Here is a 17,123-nt window from a genome sequence, read left to right on the forward strand (position 1 = left end):
AATTTCAGCGCTGCCCGATGCGCGACAGGCGTCGGGCGAGGTCGCCAAGGTAGGTGGCCAGCTCGCGCAGCTCGCGCGTCGCCCCCTCCACCTCGTGCACCGAGCGCGCCTGCGATTCCGCCGTCGCCGCCAGCTGCTCCGTCCCCTCGGTGTTCCGGCGCGAGATCTCGGCCACGCGCGCCAGCCGATCGCGCATCCCGCCGACCGCCTCGTCCTGGGTGTGCGACACCTCGGCAATGCGCCGCGCCCACGTGGCGGCGGCCTGCGACGACTCCACCACCTGCGCCATCGCGTCGCGCGCCGATCCGGACAGGGTCTCGACGTCGGACACCAGGCTTTGCCCGCGATCCATTTGCCGCGTCGCCCGTTCCATCTGGCCCACCAGCGTCGCCACCAGCACGCTCGCGTCTTCCGACGCGCGCCCGCTCTGCTCCGCCAGCTTGCGGATCTCCTCGGCCACCACCGCGAAGCCGCGTCCCTCCTCTCCGGCCCGCGCCGCCTCGATGGCGGCGTTGAGCGCCAGGAGATTCGTCTGCTCGGCCAGGTCCTTGATGACGCCGATGAACGAGGTGACGCGGCGGGTCTCGTCGCCAAGGTCGGCCATGATGGCCCCGCTCTCGCCGACGAACCCCTTCGCGCTCACGAGGCGCTCGATGGCGGTGCCAATCGTCCCCCGATGCTCGGTGGCGATCTGCGCGGCGCGTTCGCTCGCCGACGCCGCTTCACGCGCGTCGCGGGCGATGGTCGTCGTCGTCGCGTGCACGTCCGCGGCGGCATCGCGTCCGCGCGCCGACTGGTCGCTCGCCTCGGCCACCGATCGCGACAGCTCCGTCGCCAGTCGGGCGACGGTTTCGGCACCCCCGCGCAGCGCGTGCGCCGATTCACCCATCGTCCCCACCTGCCGCTCCAGCCGGGCCACCGACTCCACCAGGGGACGCCGCAGGTCCTGGATGTGGATCGTCGTGGCGAGCTGGCTGGCGAAGCGCTGCACCATCGCCAGCTCCTTCGCCCCGTACATGTCGCGCTTGTGGTGTTCCAGCTCCAGCAGCCCCACGGCGCGCTCCCCGAACATGAGCGGAACGACGACGGTGCTCTGCACCGTCTCGCGTCCGCCGACGAGCCGCGGGTCGATCGTGGCGTCGTTGACGACCACCGGTCGCCCGCTGGCGAGCGCCTCCTCACGGAGCAGCCGTCCGCTGTCGGGGGGGTCGATGGGCGGATCGAGCAGGCCGTCGCGACTGGTGAAGAGGAGGCGGGGCGCCCCCTCGTGCAGGCGATGGATGCTGAACTCCCGCCAGTCGATCAGGCGGCTCGCCAGCCCGGCGATGCGGGTGAAGGCTTCGCCGAGCGAGGCGTCGCTCGAGACGACCAGCTCCATCTGGTGCACCTTGTTGAGCTCCTCGGCGGCGATGGCCTCCTCGAGGATGCGCTGGAACAGGAGGGAGGCGAAACCCAGCGCGACGGCGACCACCCACCACCCGGCGTGCGCGACGTTGACGATCGTCAGGACCACGAGGAACGTCGCCGCCACGGCGGCCCCGAAGGTGACGACCTCGTAGCGCAGGATGAGCGCGCGCTCGTCGGGGAACAGCTTGTCGCGCACCAGGAGGGAGAAGTACTGCAGCCCCCGCCCCGTCACGAAATAGGCGAAGGCGAAGACGGACATGGCCGGGACGACCTCGGCCGTGAGCGCCCCCGTCAGCTGCACGTTCGTGAGGAGGGCGGTGGCGGCATAGGCCCCGTACGCGGCGGCCAGGGCGAGCACCTCGCGCCCGGCGTTGACCCAGGCCCACCACAGCATCTTGCGATGGAGGAGCCAGTCGGTGCAGAGGATGCCGACGAAGACGGCCATCGTCGCGGCGCCCACCCCGAGGACCAGCGCCCCGGACATCGCGGCCACCGCCGTCCCGGACAGCGTCGAGTACTTGGTCAGCGCGACCGGGCGCGCGCGCAGGAGGATGGTGCCGAGTGCCACGACCAGCAGGCCTGCGGGGTGCGTGGCCCACCGTGGGTCGGCGACCGTCAGCCCCCCCACCACCGCGGTCCCCGCGACGGCGATGCCACGTGTGAGGAGGTCGACGCGCACGCGCACGTCAGGCGGCGTCGAGTGCCTGGCGGAGTTCCACGGTTAGGGCGTGCGCCGCCTCGACCCCGGATTCGGCCGCCTTCACGATGGCGCTCCCCACCACGATGCCGTCGGCCATGCGCCCGATGGCGCGCGCCTGTTCCCCGGTGGAGATGCCGAAGCCCACGCAGATCGGGAGCTCCGTCGCCGACCGCAGCCGCGCCACGGTTTCCGGAAGGTCGCGGGCCACGTCGCGCTGCATGCCGGTCACGCCGAGGCGCGAGATGAGGTACACGAAGCCGCGCCCGTGACGGGCGATCTCGCGCATCCGCTCGGTCGGCGTCGTCGGGGCCACCAGGCGCACGAACGCCAGCGGTCCGTCGCCGATCCTGGCCTCGAGCGCCGGGTCGGCACCGACCGGCAGGTCCGTCACGAGCACGCCGTGGACTCCGGCCTCGGCGGCGCGGGCCAGAACCTCGGGGCCGGCGGCGAGGATCGGGTTGAGGTAGCTGAACAGGACGACCGGAACCGAGAGTCGCGCCTCGCGCACCATCTCCAGCACCTGCGGCAGTCCCACGCCATGGCCAAGGGCCACCTGCGAGCTGCGCTGGATCACCGGTCCGTCGGCCATCGGGTCCGAAAATGGGACGCCGACCTCGATGACGTCCGCTCCCCCGGCCTCGAGCGCGCGCATGAGCGCCACCGAGCGCGCCGGGTCCGGGTGCCCCGCCGTCATGTAGGTCACGAGGGCGCGGCGGTTGGCGCCGGCCAGGGTTTCGAATCGCTGCGCGAGCGGATCAGACGAAGTAGTCGCCGACATTGATGCCGTATCGATCGGGGTTCTCGGTCTTGATGATGGTGCGGGCGTACGTGCCATCGCCGTTCTGCTCGGTGAGGTCGACGAGGTGCCCCGGATAGAGCACGTTGCCGCGGTCATCGCTGACGATGCGGACGATCGGGCGCGAGATCGCGGCCGGGTTCGGGTTCGTGGCGTGCACCACGGCCAGCTCGAAGGTGTCGAGGACGACCACCGTCCCCACGGGGAAGACGCCGAGGAGGTTGATGAACCCCTTCACGACCACCGGGTCCATCCCGCGTTTCGGGTTGTCGCGCATGCCGGCCAGCACAGCGGCCGGTGACATGGGGACCGTCTGGTAGGCGCGCCGCGTGGTGGCGGCGTCGAAGCCATCGGCCACGGCGACGATCTTGCTGAAGATGCTCTGCTGGCGCGGGCGCGTGCTCTTGGGATAGCCGGTGAGGTCGAGCTTCATGTGGTGCTCGTAGGCCACCACCATGGCGCGGTACGGCAGCTCCTGCTGTCCGCGCATCTGGAAGAGCGCCAGCACGCCGAGCCACGGGTGCGCGGCCAGCCATCGCCAGTCGTCATCGTTGAGCCCCTCGACCTTGTTGAGCACGGACAGGGGGACGCGCGACTTCCCGATGTCGTGGAAGAGCGCCGCCAGCCCGAGGTCGTACAGCTGCAACTTGCTCAGCCCCAGGCGTCGCCCGAGCGCGACCGAGAAGATGCAGACGTTGACCGAGTGCGTGAAGGTGTACTCGTCGTAGTCGCGGATCGTGGTGAGCCCCACCAGCGACGTCTCCTCGTTCAGGATCTGGTCGACGATGGTCTGGACCACCCGCTTGATCTTCTTGATGTTCGGCGCCGCCCCCATGCGCACCGAGTTCATCACTTCCTTCGTGACCGCCACGGACTGCGAGTAGGTGCGCTTGGCGGCCTCCTTGGCGCGCTCCAGGCGGTCGCTGTCGTCCTCGGTGACGAGCGGCGCCCCCAGCTCGAAGACCGAGACCCCCGCCGCGGCGAGCCGTTCGGCGACGTCGAACGCCGTGACATCCCCCTCCGACTTGCTCTGGCTCAGCAGGAGCGAGAGGAAGACGAGCCAGTCACGCGCCTGCGCTCCCGGATGGACGCGCACGACCCCGACGCCGCAGGCGCGAAGCGCCGACAGGATCTGCGAGAAGCTCGCGTAGTTGTCCAGGTCGAGGCGCAGGCGGGTCGAGTTGACGAAGATGAACTCGTTGGTGGCACGCAGCTCGAGCTCGTGCTCCCGCTCGAGCAGCGCCCCGGCGGTCGCGGCCAGGTCGGCGAGGGCGTTGCGCACCGCCTCGTTCTCCGGCGGGTACAGCCGGATGACGCGCATGGCGCCGTAGACGCTCTGGATCAGCTGCCTTCCGGCACGCCGGATGTAGGTGTCCCCCGACAGGTCGCTGGTCGAGACCTGCATGCGCGTCCCCGTCGCCGGGGTGGGCCGTATCCCGCTCACTCCGTCCCTCCCCGCAGGGCGCGGTTGACGGCGTTGCGCACGAGGATCTCCTTGTCCGCCGCCGCGCGCCGGAGCGACTCGATGGCCGCGTTCGACCCGACCTGGCCGAGCGCCCGCGCCGCGCAGGCCCGCAGCTCGGCGTCCTCGCGCCGTCCGAAGATCCCCTTGCCGTTCAGCAGGCCGTCGAGCAGCGGGATCCCCGCCTCGCCGCACATCGCCCCATAGGCCTCGAAGATCGCCATCTTCTCGGTGAGGTCGGCATCCCCCAGGCGCTTCGCCTTGATGGCCGCCTCGAGGCGCGCCAGCACCGGCTTGTGGGCGCGCGCCGCGAAGGCGCGGGCGGCCGCCACGCGCACCTCACGCGACGGGTCGTCGATGGCCCGCTCCAGCTGCTGCAGCGCACCGGGGGTCCCGATCTCGCCGAGCGCCTGCACGGCTGCCAGGCGCACCCCGCCCTCCTGGTGCCCGGTGAGTCGCGAGAGCGCGGGGACCGCTGCGGCGGCCCGCATCGCGCCGGAACGGCGGACGGCCTCCAGCGCCACCTCGCGCTCGGGCGCCCCGATGAGGCGCACCAGCTCCGCCGTGTTGGATGCCGCCAGCCGCTGCGCCGCCGCTTCGAGCTGGGCGCGTACGCGCGGATCCTGGAGCCGCCCCAGCCAGGCGAAGATCGTCCCCAACGCCGTCACCCGGAGCTGGTCGAAGAGCTCGTTCAGGTCGCCCTGTTCGGGGAGGTCCGCGCGCTCGTCCAGCGACTGCAGGAGCTGCGACAGCGCCTCCGGCTCGCTCATGCGGTTGGGGAGCGTCAGGAGCTGCTCGCGCTGCGCGGGCGCGATCTCCCGTGCCCGGTTGGCCGCGACGTTCACCTCGCGCAGGAGGAGGGCCACCGTGCGGAGGCGCCCGGCCGCCAGCAGCTGCACGAGCAGGTTGTCGAGCACCCTCACGATCTCCTCGCGGATCGCGGGATCGGTCTGCACCTCGTAGACGTCGAGCAGCATGAAGACGACGTTCCCCCGCAGGTCGGCCGCGTACTCGGCCGCCACCGCGTCACGCAGGTACTCCACCTCGTGCTCGTCGAGGAAGTAGAGCGTGGCGTCGAAGTCGTCGAGGTTCACGACCCCGCTGGGGAGGATCGTCTCCTGCGGCGGTTCCTGCACCTGCTGCGGGTCCACCAACCGGTCCTGGTGCGCCAGGTCGGACGCATCCAGCGGCGCGACCCCCTCGAGCACCATGTCCACGTACCGGTAGCGGACCTGCGCGAATTCCTGCTCCCACAGCAGCGTCAGCAGGTCGTCCTCGTCAGGCAGCGCCTTGCGCACCCGCGACACGATGTCCACCAGCGCGACGACCTCCGACTCCTCGACGCCGCGCATCAGCTGCAACTCGCGGATGCCGTCCTTGTAGAGCACCCACGGCAGCGCGTCGGTCGTCTTGTCGGGCTCGTTGATGACGACGAGCCCCTCCCAGCGCAGCTGGGTGTCGGTCACCTCGATGGTGACCTCGTCGGTATGGGACCAGATCGGCGCGAAGGTCGCACGCAGGTTGTCCAGCGCCTTGAGGTACGTCGGGTTGTTGTGGAGGTAGAGCTGGTGCGCGCGCACCGCCCGCGCAAACATGCGCAGCATCTCCTCCACGAGCGCCGCCGGGAACGGGGGCTCGGGACGGTCGTCCACGCCAGGGAGCTGGGGCGGCGCCGACGGCTGCGTCACAGCGTGAGCAGCCCCATCTCGCGGATTTGCGCCACGTCCTTGTCGCCGCGCCCGCTCACGCAGAGCAGCACCGGCTCGTCGGCGCCCCACTGCCCACGCTGCGCCGCGACCCACGCCACCGCATGAGCCGTCTCCAATGCCGGAATGATCCCCTCCAGTCGACTCAGCATCGCGAATCCCTCGAGCGCCTGTTCGTCACCGACCGCGACATAGCGGGCCCGGCCGCTATCCTTCAGGAAGGAGTGCTCCGGCCCCACGCCCGGGTAGTCCAACCCGGCCGAGATCGAGTGCGCCGGGTGCACCTGCCCCCGGTCATCCTGCAGCAGGTAGCTCAGGGAGCCGTGCAGGACGCCGGGCGTCCCGCGGGACAGCGACGCCGAGTGGCGCTCGGAATCGAGCCCTTCACCTGCCGCCTCCACTCCGACGAGTTGCACCCCCGGATCGTCAACGAATCCGGCGAAAATTCCCATCGCGTTCGACCCCCCCCCCACGCATGCCACCACGGTCCGCGGCAGCCGCCCGGCGCGCTCCAGCATCTGCGCCCGGGCCTCGCGCCCGATGACCGCCTGGAACTCCTTCACCATCCGCGGATACGGGGCCGGCCCCACCACCGAGCCGATGATGTAGTGGGAATCGCGGACGTTCGTGACCCAGTCGCGGATCGCCTCCGTGGTGGCGTCCTTGAGCGTTCGCGTCCCGCTGGTGACGGGGATCACACGCGCCCCCATCAGCTGCATGCGGTAGACGTTGAGCGCCTGCCGCCGCATGTCTTCCTCGCCCATGTAGACGACGCACTCGAGCCCGAATCGCGCGCAGATGGTCGCGGTCGCCACGCCGTGCTGCCCCGCCCCCGTCTCGGCGATGATGCGCGACTTCCCCATGCGGCGCGCCAGCAGGGCCTGCCCCACGGTGTTGTTGATCTTGTGGGCACCCGTGTGGTTCAGGTCCTCGCGCTTGAGCCACACCGGCGCCCCGACCAGCTCCGACAGCCGCGGCGCGTCGCTCAGCGCCGACGGCCGCCCGACGTAGTGCGTCAGCAGCGAATGCCACTCGGCGATGAAGGCCGCATCCGACAGCGCGGCGTCGAACGCCGCCTCGAGCTCGTCGAGCGCCGGGATCAGGGTTTCGGGTACGTAGCGCCCGCCATAGACGCCAAATCGATCGTGCAGTGCGACGGGGACCGTCATCTCCCTCCAGCTCCGTGTACGGCGTCCGCGAACGCGCGCATGCGCGCAGGATCCTTGCAACCGGGGGCCGCTTCCACCCCCGACGAGACGTCGACCACGTCCGGCGCGAAGAGCGCGATCGCGCGCGCGACGTTGTCCGGTCGCAGCCCTCCAGCAAGGATAATCGGTCGGACCCCGCGGAACGGATCCACCGCCCGGGCGACCCGCGCCCAGTCGAACGCGCGCCCCGTTCCCCCCAGCACCCCGTCGACCTTCGCATCGAGGACGACGCCATCGGCACGCGCCGCGCTCGTAAGGCGCTTCTCATCGACGCCGTCCGCGCCCACGTGCACCACGCTCCAGAGCTGCGCGCGAGTCGCCGCCCGCAGCGCCGGCACGAGCCGCTCGTCATCGACGCCATGGAGCTGGACGACGTCGAGTCCGAGGGTGTCGACGGCCTGGACGATGGACCGCACGTCCGCGCCCGCCACCACGCCGACGCGGCGTGCCCGCCGGGCGGGAGGCGCCGTCGCACCGGCATCCAGGGAGGCGAGGAGGGCCGCGCCCTGCTCCAGCGTCAGGCGACGGGGGCTGGGCGCGAGGATGAACCCCAGGTAGGCCGCGCCTAACGACAGCGCGACCCGCGCATCGTCGGCTCGCGTCAGCCCGCAGAACTTGATCTCAACCCCCATGTCCCCCCCGGGCGACGCCCGCCAGGGCCCGCAGCGTGGCCGCGGGATCGGCGGCCGCCGAGAGCGACGAGCCGATGAGCGCCGCATGCGCGCCGAGCGACGCGGCGCGGGCCACGTCGCGGGGCGTCGCCATCCCGCTCTCCGCCACCCGGATGCGATCCTCGGGGATGCGCGGGAGGACCCGCTCGGTGACGGCCGCGTCCACGACGAGCGTCTCCAGGTCGCGCGCGTTCACGCCGATCGCCTGCGCCGGCGTCATCAGCGCCACCTCGAGCTCCGCCTCGGAGCGAATCTCGATGAGGGGTTCGACGCCGGCCTCGACCGCCAGGTCGACCAGACGGCGCAGCATGTCGGGGGCAAGGGCGCGTGCGATGAACAACATCGCCGACGCCCCCAGCGCCCGGGCCTCCCACACCTGGACCTCGTGGACGTGGAAATCCTTCTTGAGCAGGGGGATCGCCACCTGTCCCGCCACCATTCGAAGGTCATCGGCCGAGCCGCCGAACTCGGCCGGCTCGGTGAGGATCGAGAGGGCGCGCGCCCCGGACTCGGCGTAGAGCCGGGAGCGATCGCCCGCATCGATGGCGGCATTGATCACCCCTTTCGATGGGGAGCGTCGCTTGATCTCGGCGATGATCGCCACCGTCTCCCCTCCCCGAAGGGCCTGGGCAAGGGATGGGCGAGGAGCGGCGTCGCGGGCGCGATCGCGCAGCTCCGCCCGCCGGGGGAGGAGGAGCTCGGCGCGTTCGAGGGCAGCCCGGCTCAGGCGGCCCAATGGGCCCGAGGGGGGCGTCCAGGGGAGATTCTCTTGCACTTCGGGGCTTGTTCGGCTAACGTTGCTTCGGCAGATGTTCGGGGATCGTCCTTGCACTCATGGCTCCCGAACGCACCTTGGCGCGGAGCGCACAATGGCGTTGACCAAGCGGCAACGAGAGATCCTGACCTACCTGCAGGAGTATGCGGCGGATCACGGCTATGCTCCCAGCTTCGAGGAGATCGCCGCGCAGTTCAACTATAACTCGCTGGCCACGGTGCACGAGCACCTGACCAACCTGGAGCGTAAGGGGTACATCCGGCGCAACTACAACGAGAGCCGCGCCATCGAGATCCTCCCCTCCGACGTCTTCGCCCGCGCCATCGAGCTGCCGCTGCTCGGCACCGTGGCGGCCGGGGCCCCGATCGAGGCCCTGTCCTACAACGAGACGATCGCCGTGCCGCAGGAACTGGTGAGCCGCAACGGCGACCACTACGTCCTCCGGGTGCGCGGCAATTCGATGATCGACGAACAGATCCGCGACGGCGATTTCGTCATCGTGAACGAGCGTCGCAGCGCCGACAACGGGGAGATGGTCATCGCCCTCCTCAACAACAGCGGCGCCACGTGCAAGAAGCTGTACCGCGAGCGCGACGGGCGCATCCGCCTGCAGCCGGCCAACGATGCGCTGGCGCCGATGTATGTTCACGAGAACGACATCGCCATCCAGGGCATCGTCGTCGGCGTCATCCGGAAGTACTAGGCCGCAAGCATCAGGGCGGTCGTGCGGGCGCGCGACTAGAGCGCGTACGCCTGCCGCAGCCGCTCAAGGGCGGCGAGCCCTGCCCCGCTCGCGAGCCCTTCGCGAGCCATCGACACACCGGCCGCGAAGTCCGACACCACGTCCGCGACGTACAGGGCCGCGGCGGCATTCAGCTCCACCGCGGCCGTGGCCGCCGGTGTCCCCTCGCCTGCCAGCACCTCCCGCACGATGCGGGCGTTGTCGGCTGGCGTGCCGCCGGCCAGTCCGTCGGCCGAGAACTCCGGGTACCCGAAGTCGCGCGGCTCGACGCTCCACTCGCGGGTCGTGCCATCGCGCACCTCCAGCACCCGGGTCGTCCCGAGCGGCGAGAACTCGTCGAGTCCCGGCTCACCATGGACGACGAGGGCGTGCCGGCTCCCCAGCGCCGAGAGCGCACCGGCCATCAGCGGCATGCGGTGCACCTCCGCGACCCCCAGCACCTGACGACCGGCCTGTGCGGGGTTGGCCAGGGGGCCCACGATGTTCATCACGGTCGGAACCGCGAGTTCGCGCCGCACCGGTCCCACGTGGCGCATCGCCGGGTGCATGCTGGGGGCGAACATGAAGACCACGCCCGCCTCCTGGAGCGCGCGCTCCATCACCGCCGGGGGGGCGTCCAGCCGGACGCCGAGCGCCTCGAGCACGTCCGCGCTCCCGCACTGGGAGGTGAAGGACCGGTTGCCGTGCTTCGCGATCCGCACCCCGAGACCTGCGGCCAGCAAGCCGGCCGCGGTGGAGATGTTGAAGGTCGTGAGCGTCCCGCCTCCCGTCCCGCACGTGTCGACCAGCGAGTCGGGGTCGTCCGCGGGGAGGTGGACCATCGCCTCGCGCAGGGCGGTGGCCGCCCCCGCCACCTCGTCGACGGTCTCGCCCTTGACCCGCAGCCCCATCAGCAGCGCGGCGACCTGCGCCGGCGTGGCCTCGCCGCGCATGATCACGCCGAAGGAGGCGGTCGCCGTCGGCGCGTCGAGCGATTCCCCGAAGGCCAGCCGGCGTATGGCCTGCTGCAGTGCGTTAGCGCCCACCAATTTCTCCCAGGAGCCGCTCGGGGAGGCGCGCGTTCGACGCGATGAGGGCGATCTCGAGCGCGAGCAGGCTGACCCGTTCCACGTCTTCCTCGACGAAGACGCCGCGCCGGGCCCGGTTGGTCAGGTTCACCACCCCCAGCAACTCGCCGCGATAGATGAGGGGGAACGAGATGAAGGAGCCGGTGGTCAGGTACTGGTCGCGCAGGAGGGGGTGGCGATCGGCCTCGGCGGCATCCTGCACCAGGAGCGGTTCCCGCGAGACCGCCACGATCCCGGCGACGCCCTTGCCGAACGGGACGCGCGAGCCGAGGACGATGTTGGGGGCCAGGCCGCGCGCTGCCGCCAGGTACAACATCTCGGGCTCGGGCGCGCGCAGCATGAGCGAGCAGCGTTGCGCCTGCATGTCGTCTCCCACCAGCGCCAGCAGCCCGTCCACCAGCTGGCGCGGGTCGTGCGCCGTGTTGTCCACGCGAAGCGAGCGCTCGATGAGGTACAAGGTGCGCGTCTTCTGGCGCAGCGCCTCGTTGCGGCGGTGCAGCTCGATGTGCGCCTGCTCCAGCTGGGCGACGGCGGCGGTGAGCTGCTGCTCGAGCGAGGTCGCCTTGCGGGTGGCGCGACGCCCGTCCTCCTGCGCCCCGGCGATGTCGCGCTCGAGCTGCAACAGGCGGTCGCTGTCGGCGGGGCTCGCTTGCGTCGCGGCGCCGCGCGCGCGCCCCAGTTCGGTCTCGAGCGCTCCCAGCTTCCGCACGTACTCGCTGTGCACCCGCTGCGTGACGTCCTCCAGCGTGCGGACCGCCTCCTCCCGCGCCTCCCGCTCGCCGAAGCGGCCGTACGCCAGCTCGAAGAGCGCCACTGATGGGGCGAAGCGCTCGGTGGTGCGGGTCCCGAACATGCGCCGCTGCTCGTAGAGGGCCAGCATCCCCGAGAGGTCGCCGTCAGTCGTTAGGCCGCGCACCGCGAGGATCCCCCCGTCGGCGAAGGGGGTGAGCCCGAGGAGGCGGGCGTACTCCGCGGAACGGTCGCCCAGGTCGACGAACTGTCCCCCGTGCGCGACCATCGCCCGCGCGGCCGGCGGGAGGTGATCGATGGTGGTGTCCACCACGGCGCGGGTCACCTGGCTTCCGGCGGGAGTGAGCCGCTCGCGGAGCATGTCGCGACGTCCATCGTAGCGAAACAGCGCGACGACGGCCGACCGGTCGGATTCCGCCAGCGCCTCCCCGAGCGCCACCAGGGCGGCGTCGAGATCGGGGGCAACACTCAGGGCGTGCGCGAGCGACGGGAGGGTGCGAATCGACATGTCGGGACGGTACGCTGCTCCCTCACCGAGGGCGGCGCGGAGGTGCAAAGTGACCCTGTAGGTGACGCGAAGTCAATCGGTTGGCGCGGTGCCGCGCGCCCCGGCGTTTGCTTGACTTGAAGGGTTGCCGGGCTAACTTTCGCGTCGATGTCGGTGCGCACCCTGCAGCTCGTGCTGCACTACGACGGGACCGCCTTCTCGGGGTGGCAAGTGCAGCCTGGGACGCGAACCGTCCAGGGTGAGGTCGAGCGGGTGCTCGCCAGGTTGTGCGGTGAACGAATCGTGGCCCAGGGGGCCGGCCGTACCGACGCGGGCGTCCACGCGCGCGGGCAGGCGGTCGGAGTGCGAGTGCCGGAAAAGTGGAGCGCGCCAACATTGCGCCGCGCCCTCAACGCACTCCTCCCCGACGACGTGTGGGTAGCGGCGGTGCACGAGATGCGCCCCGAGTTCCACGCACGGTTCAGCGCGCAGGCCCGACGGTATGCGTACTACGTGGGAACGGATGACGCGGTCATGTCACCGTTCCGGCGACGCACCGAATGGGCGTATCGACATCCGGTCGATCGTGGCTTGCTCGATGCCGCTGCCAGGGAGATTGTGGGCGATCACTGCTTCATCGCCTTCGCCGTTCGCGGTACCGCCCCCGACCACGACCCTCACCGCTGCATCGTGACCGACGCCTGCTGGAGCGATCGCCCCGGTGGCCTCACCTTCCACATCGAGGCCAATCGCTTCCTGCACCATATGGTGCGGTTTCTGGTCGGGACCATGCTCGAGATCGCGAGTGGTCGGCGCGCCCCCGGCGACCTCCCCGCGCTCCTCGGCGCGACGTCCAACACCGACGTGTCGCCCCCCGCGCCGGCGCACGCCCTCTTCCTCGATCGGGTCGCCTACCCAGACGCCCTCTATCTCGCCGACGCATGAGCTTCCGCGACACCATCGCCGCCATCGCCGTCGCCCTCGGCTCCGCCTGCGATGGCGGCTCCCCCGCCCCTGCCACCCCGGCGCTCGCCGCCTCGGCCCAGGTGGCGGAGCAGAACGCCCAGATCAACGCTGCCCGCCGCACGGCCATCACCGACGCCGTCGCCCGCGTCGCCCCGGCCGTCGTCACGGTGCAGACCGAAACCGTCGAACGGGTCCCCGCCGACGTCTTCGAGCAGTTCTTCGGTGGCCGCTCCGGGCAGCAGGTGCAACCCGGGCTGGGCTCGGGCTTCATCATCCGCCCCAACGGGATCATCGTCACCAACGCCCACGTCGTGAGCGGCGCCAACCGCATCTCGGTCATGCTCCGCGACGGGACCACGTATGCCGGCACCCTCGTCGGGATCGACGAGACCAACGACCTGGCCGTCATCCGCATCGACGCGCGCAACCTTCCCGTCGCCACGCTGGGGAGCTCCGAGCCGCTCCTCATCGGCGAGTGGGCCATCGCCATCGGCAACCCGTTCGGTTTCCTGCTCGGCAACACCGAGCCGAGCGTCACCGCCGGCGTCATCAGCGCCACCGGGCGCAACCTGATGGGGCGGAGCGAGGGGAGCGGGATCTACGTCGGCATGATCCAGACCGACGCCTCCATCAACCCCGGCAACTCGGGCGGTCCGCTCGTGAACGCGGTGGGTGAGGTGATCGGCGTCAACTCCTCCATCTACTCGCCGAGCGGGGGGTCGGTCGGCCTGGGCTTCGCCATCCCCATCAACCGGGCGCGTCGCATCGTCGACGATCTCCTCGACCATGGAAGCGTTCGCCGCCCATGGATCGGTGAGCAGCTGCGCACGGGCACGAGCGGCAATCCGCGCGACATCGTGACGGCAGGCGTCGTCCTGCGCGCCGTGGTCCCCGGTTCTCCGGCGGCCCGGGCCGGGTTGCAGCCGGGCGACCAGATCCTGCGCTCGCGCGGGAAGGCGCTGCGCAACGTCTTCGACTGGGAAGCCGAGCGTCTCGACCTGCGCGTGGGAGAGACCATCCCCCTCGTCGTGCGGCGCGGGGGACGCGAGTTCACGGTCAACGTCACGGTGGCCGACCTGCCGGAGGTGAGTGCCCCGCGCGTCACGGTGCTGCGCGAGCTCGAGCTCGTGTCGCTGACGCCGGCCATCCGCGCCGAGCGCGGGTTCCGGAGCACGAGGGGGGCGCTGGTGGTGCGCGCCAGCGATCGCATCCAGAACGAGATCGGGCTGCAGGAGGGCGACCTGATCGTCCAGATCAACCGCACCACGATCGGGGAGGCGGCCGATGTCTCCCGCGCCTTCGACTACTACGGCGGGCGCAGCGGGTTACGGCTCGTCTTCGAACGGCGTGGCTACTTCTACACCACGGACTTCGTGATTCAGTGACCACGCACGCGCAGTATTCCACCCCGCTGGCGGAGCGCTACGCGTCCCGCGACATGCTCGCCCTCTGGTCGCCGCAGCGGCGCCACGGCCTGTGGCGTCGCCTCTGGCTGGCGCTCGCCGAGGCCGAGAAGTCGTTAGGCGTCCCGATTCCCGACGAGGCCATCGCGCAGATGCGCGCGCACCTCGACGACATCGACTTCGCCGCGGTGGCGGCGTACGAGAAGCGCTTCCGGCACGACGTCATGGCGCACGTGCACGCCTTCGGCGACGTCGCCCCCGCCGCCAAGGGCTTCATCCACTACGGCGCCACCTCGTGCTTCGTCACCGACAACGCCGAGCTCCTGCTCATGCGCGAGGGGCTCGCCCTCCTGCGCGCCAAGGTCGTCGATACGCTGCGCGAACTGGCCGCCTTCGCCCGCACCTGGCGGGACCAGCCGACGCTGGGGTATACGCACCTGCAGCCGGCGCAGCTCACCACCGTCGGGAAGCGCGCCACGCTCTGGATGCAGGACCTCGTCCTGGACCTGTCCGAGCTCGACCACCGGGACGCGACGCTCCCCTTCCGCGGCGTGAAGGGGACGACCGGCACCCAGGCCTCGTTCCTCGAGATCTTCGGCGGCGACCACGCCAAGGTGCGCGAGCTCGACCGCCTCGTGACCCGGGCCATGGGATTCGGCGCCTCCATCCCCGTCAGCGGGCAGACCTACACCCGGAAGATCGACGCCCAGGTGCTGTCGGTCGTCGCCGGGATCGCGGCGAGCGCCGCCAAGCTTGCCTCCGACCTGCGCATGCTGCAGGCCTTTGGCGAGATCGAGGAGCCGTTCGAGAAGGAACAGATCGGCTCGTCGGCGATGGCCTACAAGCGGAACCCGATGCGCTGCGAGCGCATCAATTCGCTCGCCCGCTTCGTCGCCTCGCTCGAACCGAACGCCAACCAGACGCACGCGGTGCAGTACTTCGAGCGGACGCTCGACGACTCGGCCAATCGCCGGCTCGTGATCCCCGAGTCGTTTCTCGCCACCGACGCCATCCTCGTCCTCCTGGCCAACGTCGCCTCGGGACTCGAGGTGCACCCGGCCCGTATCGCCGCGCGCGTCAACGACGAGCTTCCCTTCATGGCGACCGAGGAACTCATCGTCCGCGCGGTGCGCGCCGGGCGCAGCCGGCAGGATGCGCACGAGGTCATCCGCCGGCACAGCATCGCCGCGGCGCGCGCCATGAAGGACGAGGGGCGCGCCAACGACATGCTCGACCGACTTGCCGGAGATCCGGGCTTCGGCGTCGCGCTGGACGACATCCGCGCCGCTCTCGACGCCGCGCGCTTCGTCGGCCGCGCCCCGCAGCAGGTCGACGAGTTCCTCGCCGAGGTGGTCGACCCGATCCTGGAGGCCAGCCTCCCACCCACGCCCCGCGAGGAGGTGCGGGTATGAACGTCATCGCCACCACCACCCTCCCCCTCCGCCCCCACCGCCGCGGCAAGGTGCGGGACGTCTACGAGCTCGACGACGAGCGCCTGCTCATCGTGGCCACCGATCGCGTCTCCGCCTTCGACGTCGTGATGCGCGAGACCGTCCCGTTCAAGGGGATCGTCCTGACGCAGCTCACCGCCTGGTGGCTGCGCCAGCTCGAGCCGATCGTCCCCCACCACATGCTGAGCACCGCCGTCGCCCCGCTGGTCGACGAATTCCCGGCGCTCGGCCCATACCGCGAGATCCTGCGGGGGCGAGCGATGGTCTCGCGCCGCACGGACGTCTATCCGGTCGAATGCGTGGTGCGCGGGTACCTGTCGGGCTCGGCGTGGAAGGAGTACCAGGCCACCGGGACGCTGGCGGGTGAGCCGCTCCCCGCCGGCCTGGTGGAGAGCGCCCGACTCGCCCCCGTGGTCTTCTCTCCGGCCACCAAGGCCGAGTCGGGGCACGACGAGAACATCACGATCGCGACCATGGCGAGGATCGTCGGTGCCAGGGAGGCGGCCGAGCTGGAAGGGCTCTCGCGTGCCATCTACGACTTCGCCTGCCGCACCGCGGAGCCGCGCGGCATCATCATCGCCGACACGAAGTTCGAGTTCGGGCGTGTCGGCGGAAAGACCATCCTCATCGACGAGGTCCTGACGCCCGACTCGTCGCGCTTCTGGCCGGCGAATCAGTATGCGCCGGGACGCGCGCAGCCCAGCTACGACAAGCAGCCCCTGCGCGACTACCTGGACGGGGAGCGCAAGGCGGGGCGGTGGAATGGCGAGTCTCCGCCACCCTACCTTCCCGAGGAGGTGGTCGCCGCGACCAGCGCGCGCTACCTGGACGCCTTCCGCCGGATCACCGACGCCTCACTCGACATCACCAAGCTCCCGTGAACTTCGCCCGAGAAGGCTATCCCTTCATGCTGCTCGCGACCGCCATGGCGATCGTGGGCTACACCGTGGCGCTCGGCCGGCGCTCGTGGCCATTCTGGCTCCTCGCCTTCGTCCTCACCATCGTCGCGCTCTGGGTCGCGTACTTCTTCCGCGACCCCGAACGGATTGGCGAGCGCGGCGCGGACCTGGTCATCTCCCCCGCCGACGGACGCATCGTGATGATCACCGAGGTCGACGAGCCGGCGTTCCTCCATGGACGCGCCCTCCGCATCTCGATCTTCATGAACGTCTTCAACGTGCACGTGAACCGCTATCCCGTGGCCGGCACGGTGAAGTTTGTCCACTACAACCCGGGCAAGTTCCTGAACGCCGCCACGGAAAAGTCGAGCCTCGAGAACGAACAGATGTCGGTGGGGCTCGAGCACGACGGCCGACGCATCCTCGTGCGCCAGATCGCGGGGCTCATCGCCCGACGCATCGTGACCTACAGCCGCGAAGGGGAACGCGTCGAGCAGGGAGAGCGGATGGGGATCATCCGCTTCGGCTCGCGGGTCGACGTCTTCCTCCCCACCTCGGCGATGCCGATGGTGAAGGTGGGGCAGACGACGTTCGCCGGCACGACCCTGATCGCCCGCCTGGGAGCGCCCTGAC

General features: G+C 70.7%; 15 protein-coding genes. 6 read left to right on the forward strand and 9 right to left on the reverse strand.

What is annotated here, in order from left to right:
* Window positions 1–4: 4 nt before the first annotated feature.
* The 7 genes from ABS52_03605 to ABS52_03635 are packed head-to-tail and all read right to left on the reverse strand — an operon-like array spanning window position 5 to window position 8,686.
* Complete coding sequence (locus tag ABS52_03605; protein ODT04688.1) at window positions 5–2,092, reverse strand: hypothetical protein; 2,088 nt, start codon at window positions 2,090–2,092, stop codon at window positions 5–7.
* A 1-nt stretch (window position 2,093) separates the two neighbouring features.
* A complete protein-coding gene (locus ABS52_03610; GenBank protein ODT04689.1) occupies window positions 2,094–2,885 on the reverse strand; it encodes a tryptophan synthase subunit alpha in 792 nt (263 codons plus the stop codon).
* The gene (locus tag ABS52_03615) at window positions 2,863–4,347 is read right to left on the reverse strand and encodes a hypothetical protein (GenBank protein ODT04690.1); all 1,485 of its coding nucleotides are present in this window, start codon (window positions 4,345–4,347) and stop codon (window positions 2,863–2,865) included. Before ABS52_03615 ends, ABS52_03610 begins: the two co-directional genes overlap by 23 nt.
* On the reverse strand, window positions 4,344–6,053 hold the full coding sequence (locus tag ABS52_03620) for a hypothetical protein (GenBank protein ODT04691.1): 1,710 nt from the start codon (window positions 6,051–6,053) through the stop codon (window positions 4,344–4,346). The genes ABS52_03615 and ABS52_03620 overlap by 4 nt, the downstream gene beginning before the upstream one ends.
* Window positions 6,050–7,240 (reverse strand): tryptophan synthase subunit beta, encoded by a 1,191-nt coding sequence (locus tag ABS52_03625; protein ID ODT04692.1) that lies wholly within the window; start codon window positions 7,238–7,240, stop codon window positions 6,050–6,052. Before ABS52_03625 ends, ABS52_03620 begins: the two co-directional genes overlap by 4 nt.
* Window positions 7,237–7,911 carry a hypothetical protein gene (locus ABS52_03630; GenBank protein ID ODT04693.1) on the reverse strand — a complete coding sequence of 225 codons (675 nt, stop codon included), beginning with the start codon at window positions 7,909–7,911 and terminating at the stop codon, window positions 7,237–7,239. Before ABS52_03630 ends, ABS52_03625 begins: the two co-directional genes overlap by 4 nt.
* Window positions 7,901–8,686, reverse strand: coding sequence for a hypothetical protein (locus tag ABS52_03635; protein ID ODT04694.1), 786 nt, complete (start codon window positions 8,684–8,686; stop codon window positions 7,901–7,903). The genes ABS52_03630 and ABS52_03635 overlap by 11 nt, the downstream gene beginning before the upstream one ends.
* 133 nt (window positions 8,687–8,819) lie before the next feature.
* Between ABS52_03635 and ABS52_03640 the strand changes: the two genes are divergently transcribed.
* The gene (locus ABS52_03640) at window positions 8,820–9,428 is read left to right on the forward strand and encodes a repressor LexA (protein ODT04695.1); all 609 of its coding nucleotides are present in this window, start codon (window positions 8,820–8,822) and stop codon (window positions 9,426–9,428) included.
* A gap of 35 nt (window positions 9,429–9,463) precedes the next feature.
* Here the strand turns inward: ABS52_03640 and ABS52_03645 are convergent, their stop codons facing one another.
* A complete protein-coding gene (locus ABS52_03645; protein ID ODT04696.1) occupies window positions 9,464–10,492 on the reverse strand; it encodes an anthranilate phosphoribosyltransferase in 1,029 nt (342 codons plus the stop codon).
* Window positions 10,482–11,792, reverse strand: coding sequence for a hypothetical protein (locus ABS52_03650; GenBank protein ID ODT04697.1), 1,311 nt, complete (start codon window positions 11,790–11,792; stop codon window positions 10,482–10,484). The genes ABS52_03645 and ABS52_03650 overlap by 11 nt, the downstream gene beginning before the upstream one ends.
* Before the next feature lie 147 nt (window positions 11,793–11,939).
* Here ABS52_03650 and ABS52_03655 point away from each other — a divergent pair, with 147 nt between their 5' ends.
* The 5 genes from ABS52_03655 to ABS52_03675 are packed head-to-tail and all read left to right on the forward strand — an operon-like array spanning window position 11,940 to window position 17,122.
* Window positions 11,940–12,716 (forward strand): tRNA pseudouridine(38-40) synthase TruA, encoded by a 777-nt coding sequence (locus ABS52_03655; GenBank protein ODT04698.1) that lies wholly within the window; start codon window positions 11,940–11,942, stop codon window positions 12,714–12,716.
* Entirely contained in the window at window positions 12,713–14,122 is a 1,410-nt protein-coding gene (locus ABS52_03660; GenBank protein ODT04699.1) for a hypothetical protein, read from the forward strand. Before ABS52_03655 ends, ABS52_03660 begins: the two co-directional genes overlap by 4 nt.
* A 53-nt stretch (window positions 14,123–14,175) precedes the next feature.
* The gene (locus ABS52_03665) at window positions 14,176–15,552 is read left to right on the forward strand and encodes an adenylosuccinate lyase (protein ODT04822.1); all 1,377 of its coding nucleotides are present in this window, start codon (window positions 14,176–14,178) and stop codon (window positions 15,550–15,552) included.
* Window positions 15,549–16,472 carry a phosphoribosylaminoimidazolesuccinocarboxamide synthase gene (locus ABS52_03670; GenBank protein ID ODT04700.1) on the forward strand — a complete coding sequence of 308 codons (924 nt, stop codon included), beginning with the start codon at window positions 15,549–15,551 and terminating at the stop codon, window positions 16,470–16,472. Before ABS52_03665 ends, ABS52_03670 begins: the two co-directional genes overlap by 4 nt.
* 26 nt (window positions 16,473–16,498) lie before the next feature.
* A complete protein-coding gene (locus ABS52_03675; protein ODT04821.1) occupies window positions 16,499–17,122 on the forward strand; it encodes a phosphatidylserine decarboxylase in 624 nt (207 codons plus the stop codon).
* The last annotated feature ends 1 nt before the right edge of the window (window position 17,123 follow it).

The sequence above is a fragment of the Gemmatimonadetes bacterium SCN 70-22 genome (genome assembly GCA_001724275.1).
Classification (GTDB): Bacteria; Gemmatimonadota; Gemmatimonadetes; order Gemmatimonadales; family Gemmatimonadaceae; genus SCN-70-22.

What these genes read in the sequence shown, in the direction of transcription:
- ABS52_03610 (ODT04689.1), bottom strand. Translation starts at nt 2,885, where the DNA reads ATGTCGGCGACTACTTCGTCTGATCCGCTCGCGCAGCGATTCGAAACC.
- ABS52_03625 (ODT04692.1), bottom strand. Translation starts at nt 7,240, where the DNA reads ATGACGGTCCCCGTCGCACTGCACGATCGATTTGGCGTCTATGGCGGG.
- ABS52_03630 (ODT04693.1), bottom strand. Translation starts at nt 7,911, where the DNA reads ATGGGGGTTGAGATCAAGTTCTGCGGGCTGACGCGAGCCGACGATGCG.
- ABS52_03640 (ODT04695.1), top strand. Translation starts at nt 8,820, where the DNA reads ATGGCGTTGACCAAGCGGCAACGAGAGATCCTGACCTACCTGCAGGAG.
- ABS52_03650 (ODT04697.1), bottom strand. Translation starts at nt 11,792, where the DNA reads ATGTCGATTCGCACCCTCCCGTCGCTCGCGCACGCCCTGAGTGTTGCC.
- ABS52_03655 (ODT04698.1), top strand. Translation starts at nt 11,940, where the DNA reads ATGTCGGTGCGCACCCTGCAGCTCGTGCTGCACTACGACGGGACCGCC.
- ABS52_03660 (ODT04699.1), top strand. Translation starts at nt 12,713, where the DNA reads ATGAGCTTCCGCGACACCATCGCCGCCATCGCCGTCGCCCTCGGCTCC.
- ABS52_03665 (ODT04822.1), top strand. Translation starts at nt 14,176, where the DNA reads ATGCTCGCCCTCTGGTCGCCGCAGCGGCGCCACGGCCTGTGGCGTCGC.
- ABS52_03670 (ODT04700.1), top strand. Translation starts at nt 15,549, where the DNA reads ATGAACGTCATCGCCACCACCACCCTCCCCCTCCGCCCCCACCGCCGC.
- ABS52_03675 (ODT04821.1), top strand. Translation starts at nt 16,499, where the DNA reads ATGCTGCTCGCGACCGCCATGGCGATCGTGGGCTACACCGTGGCGCTC.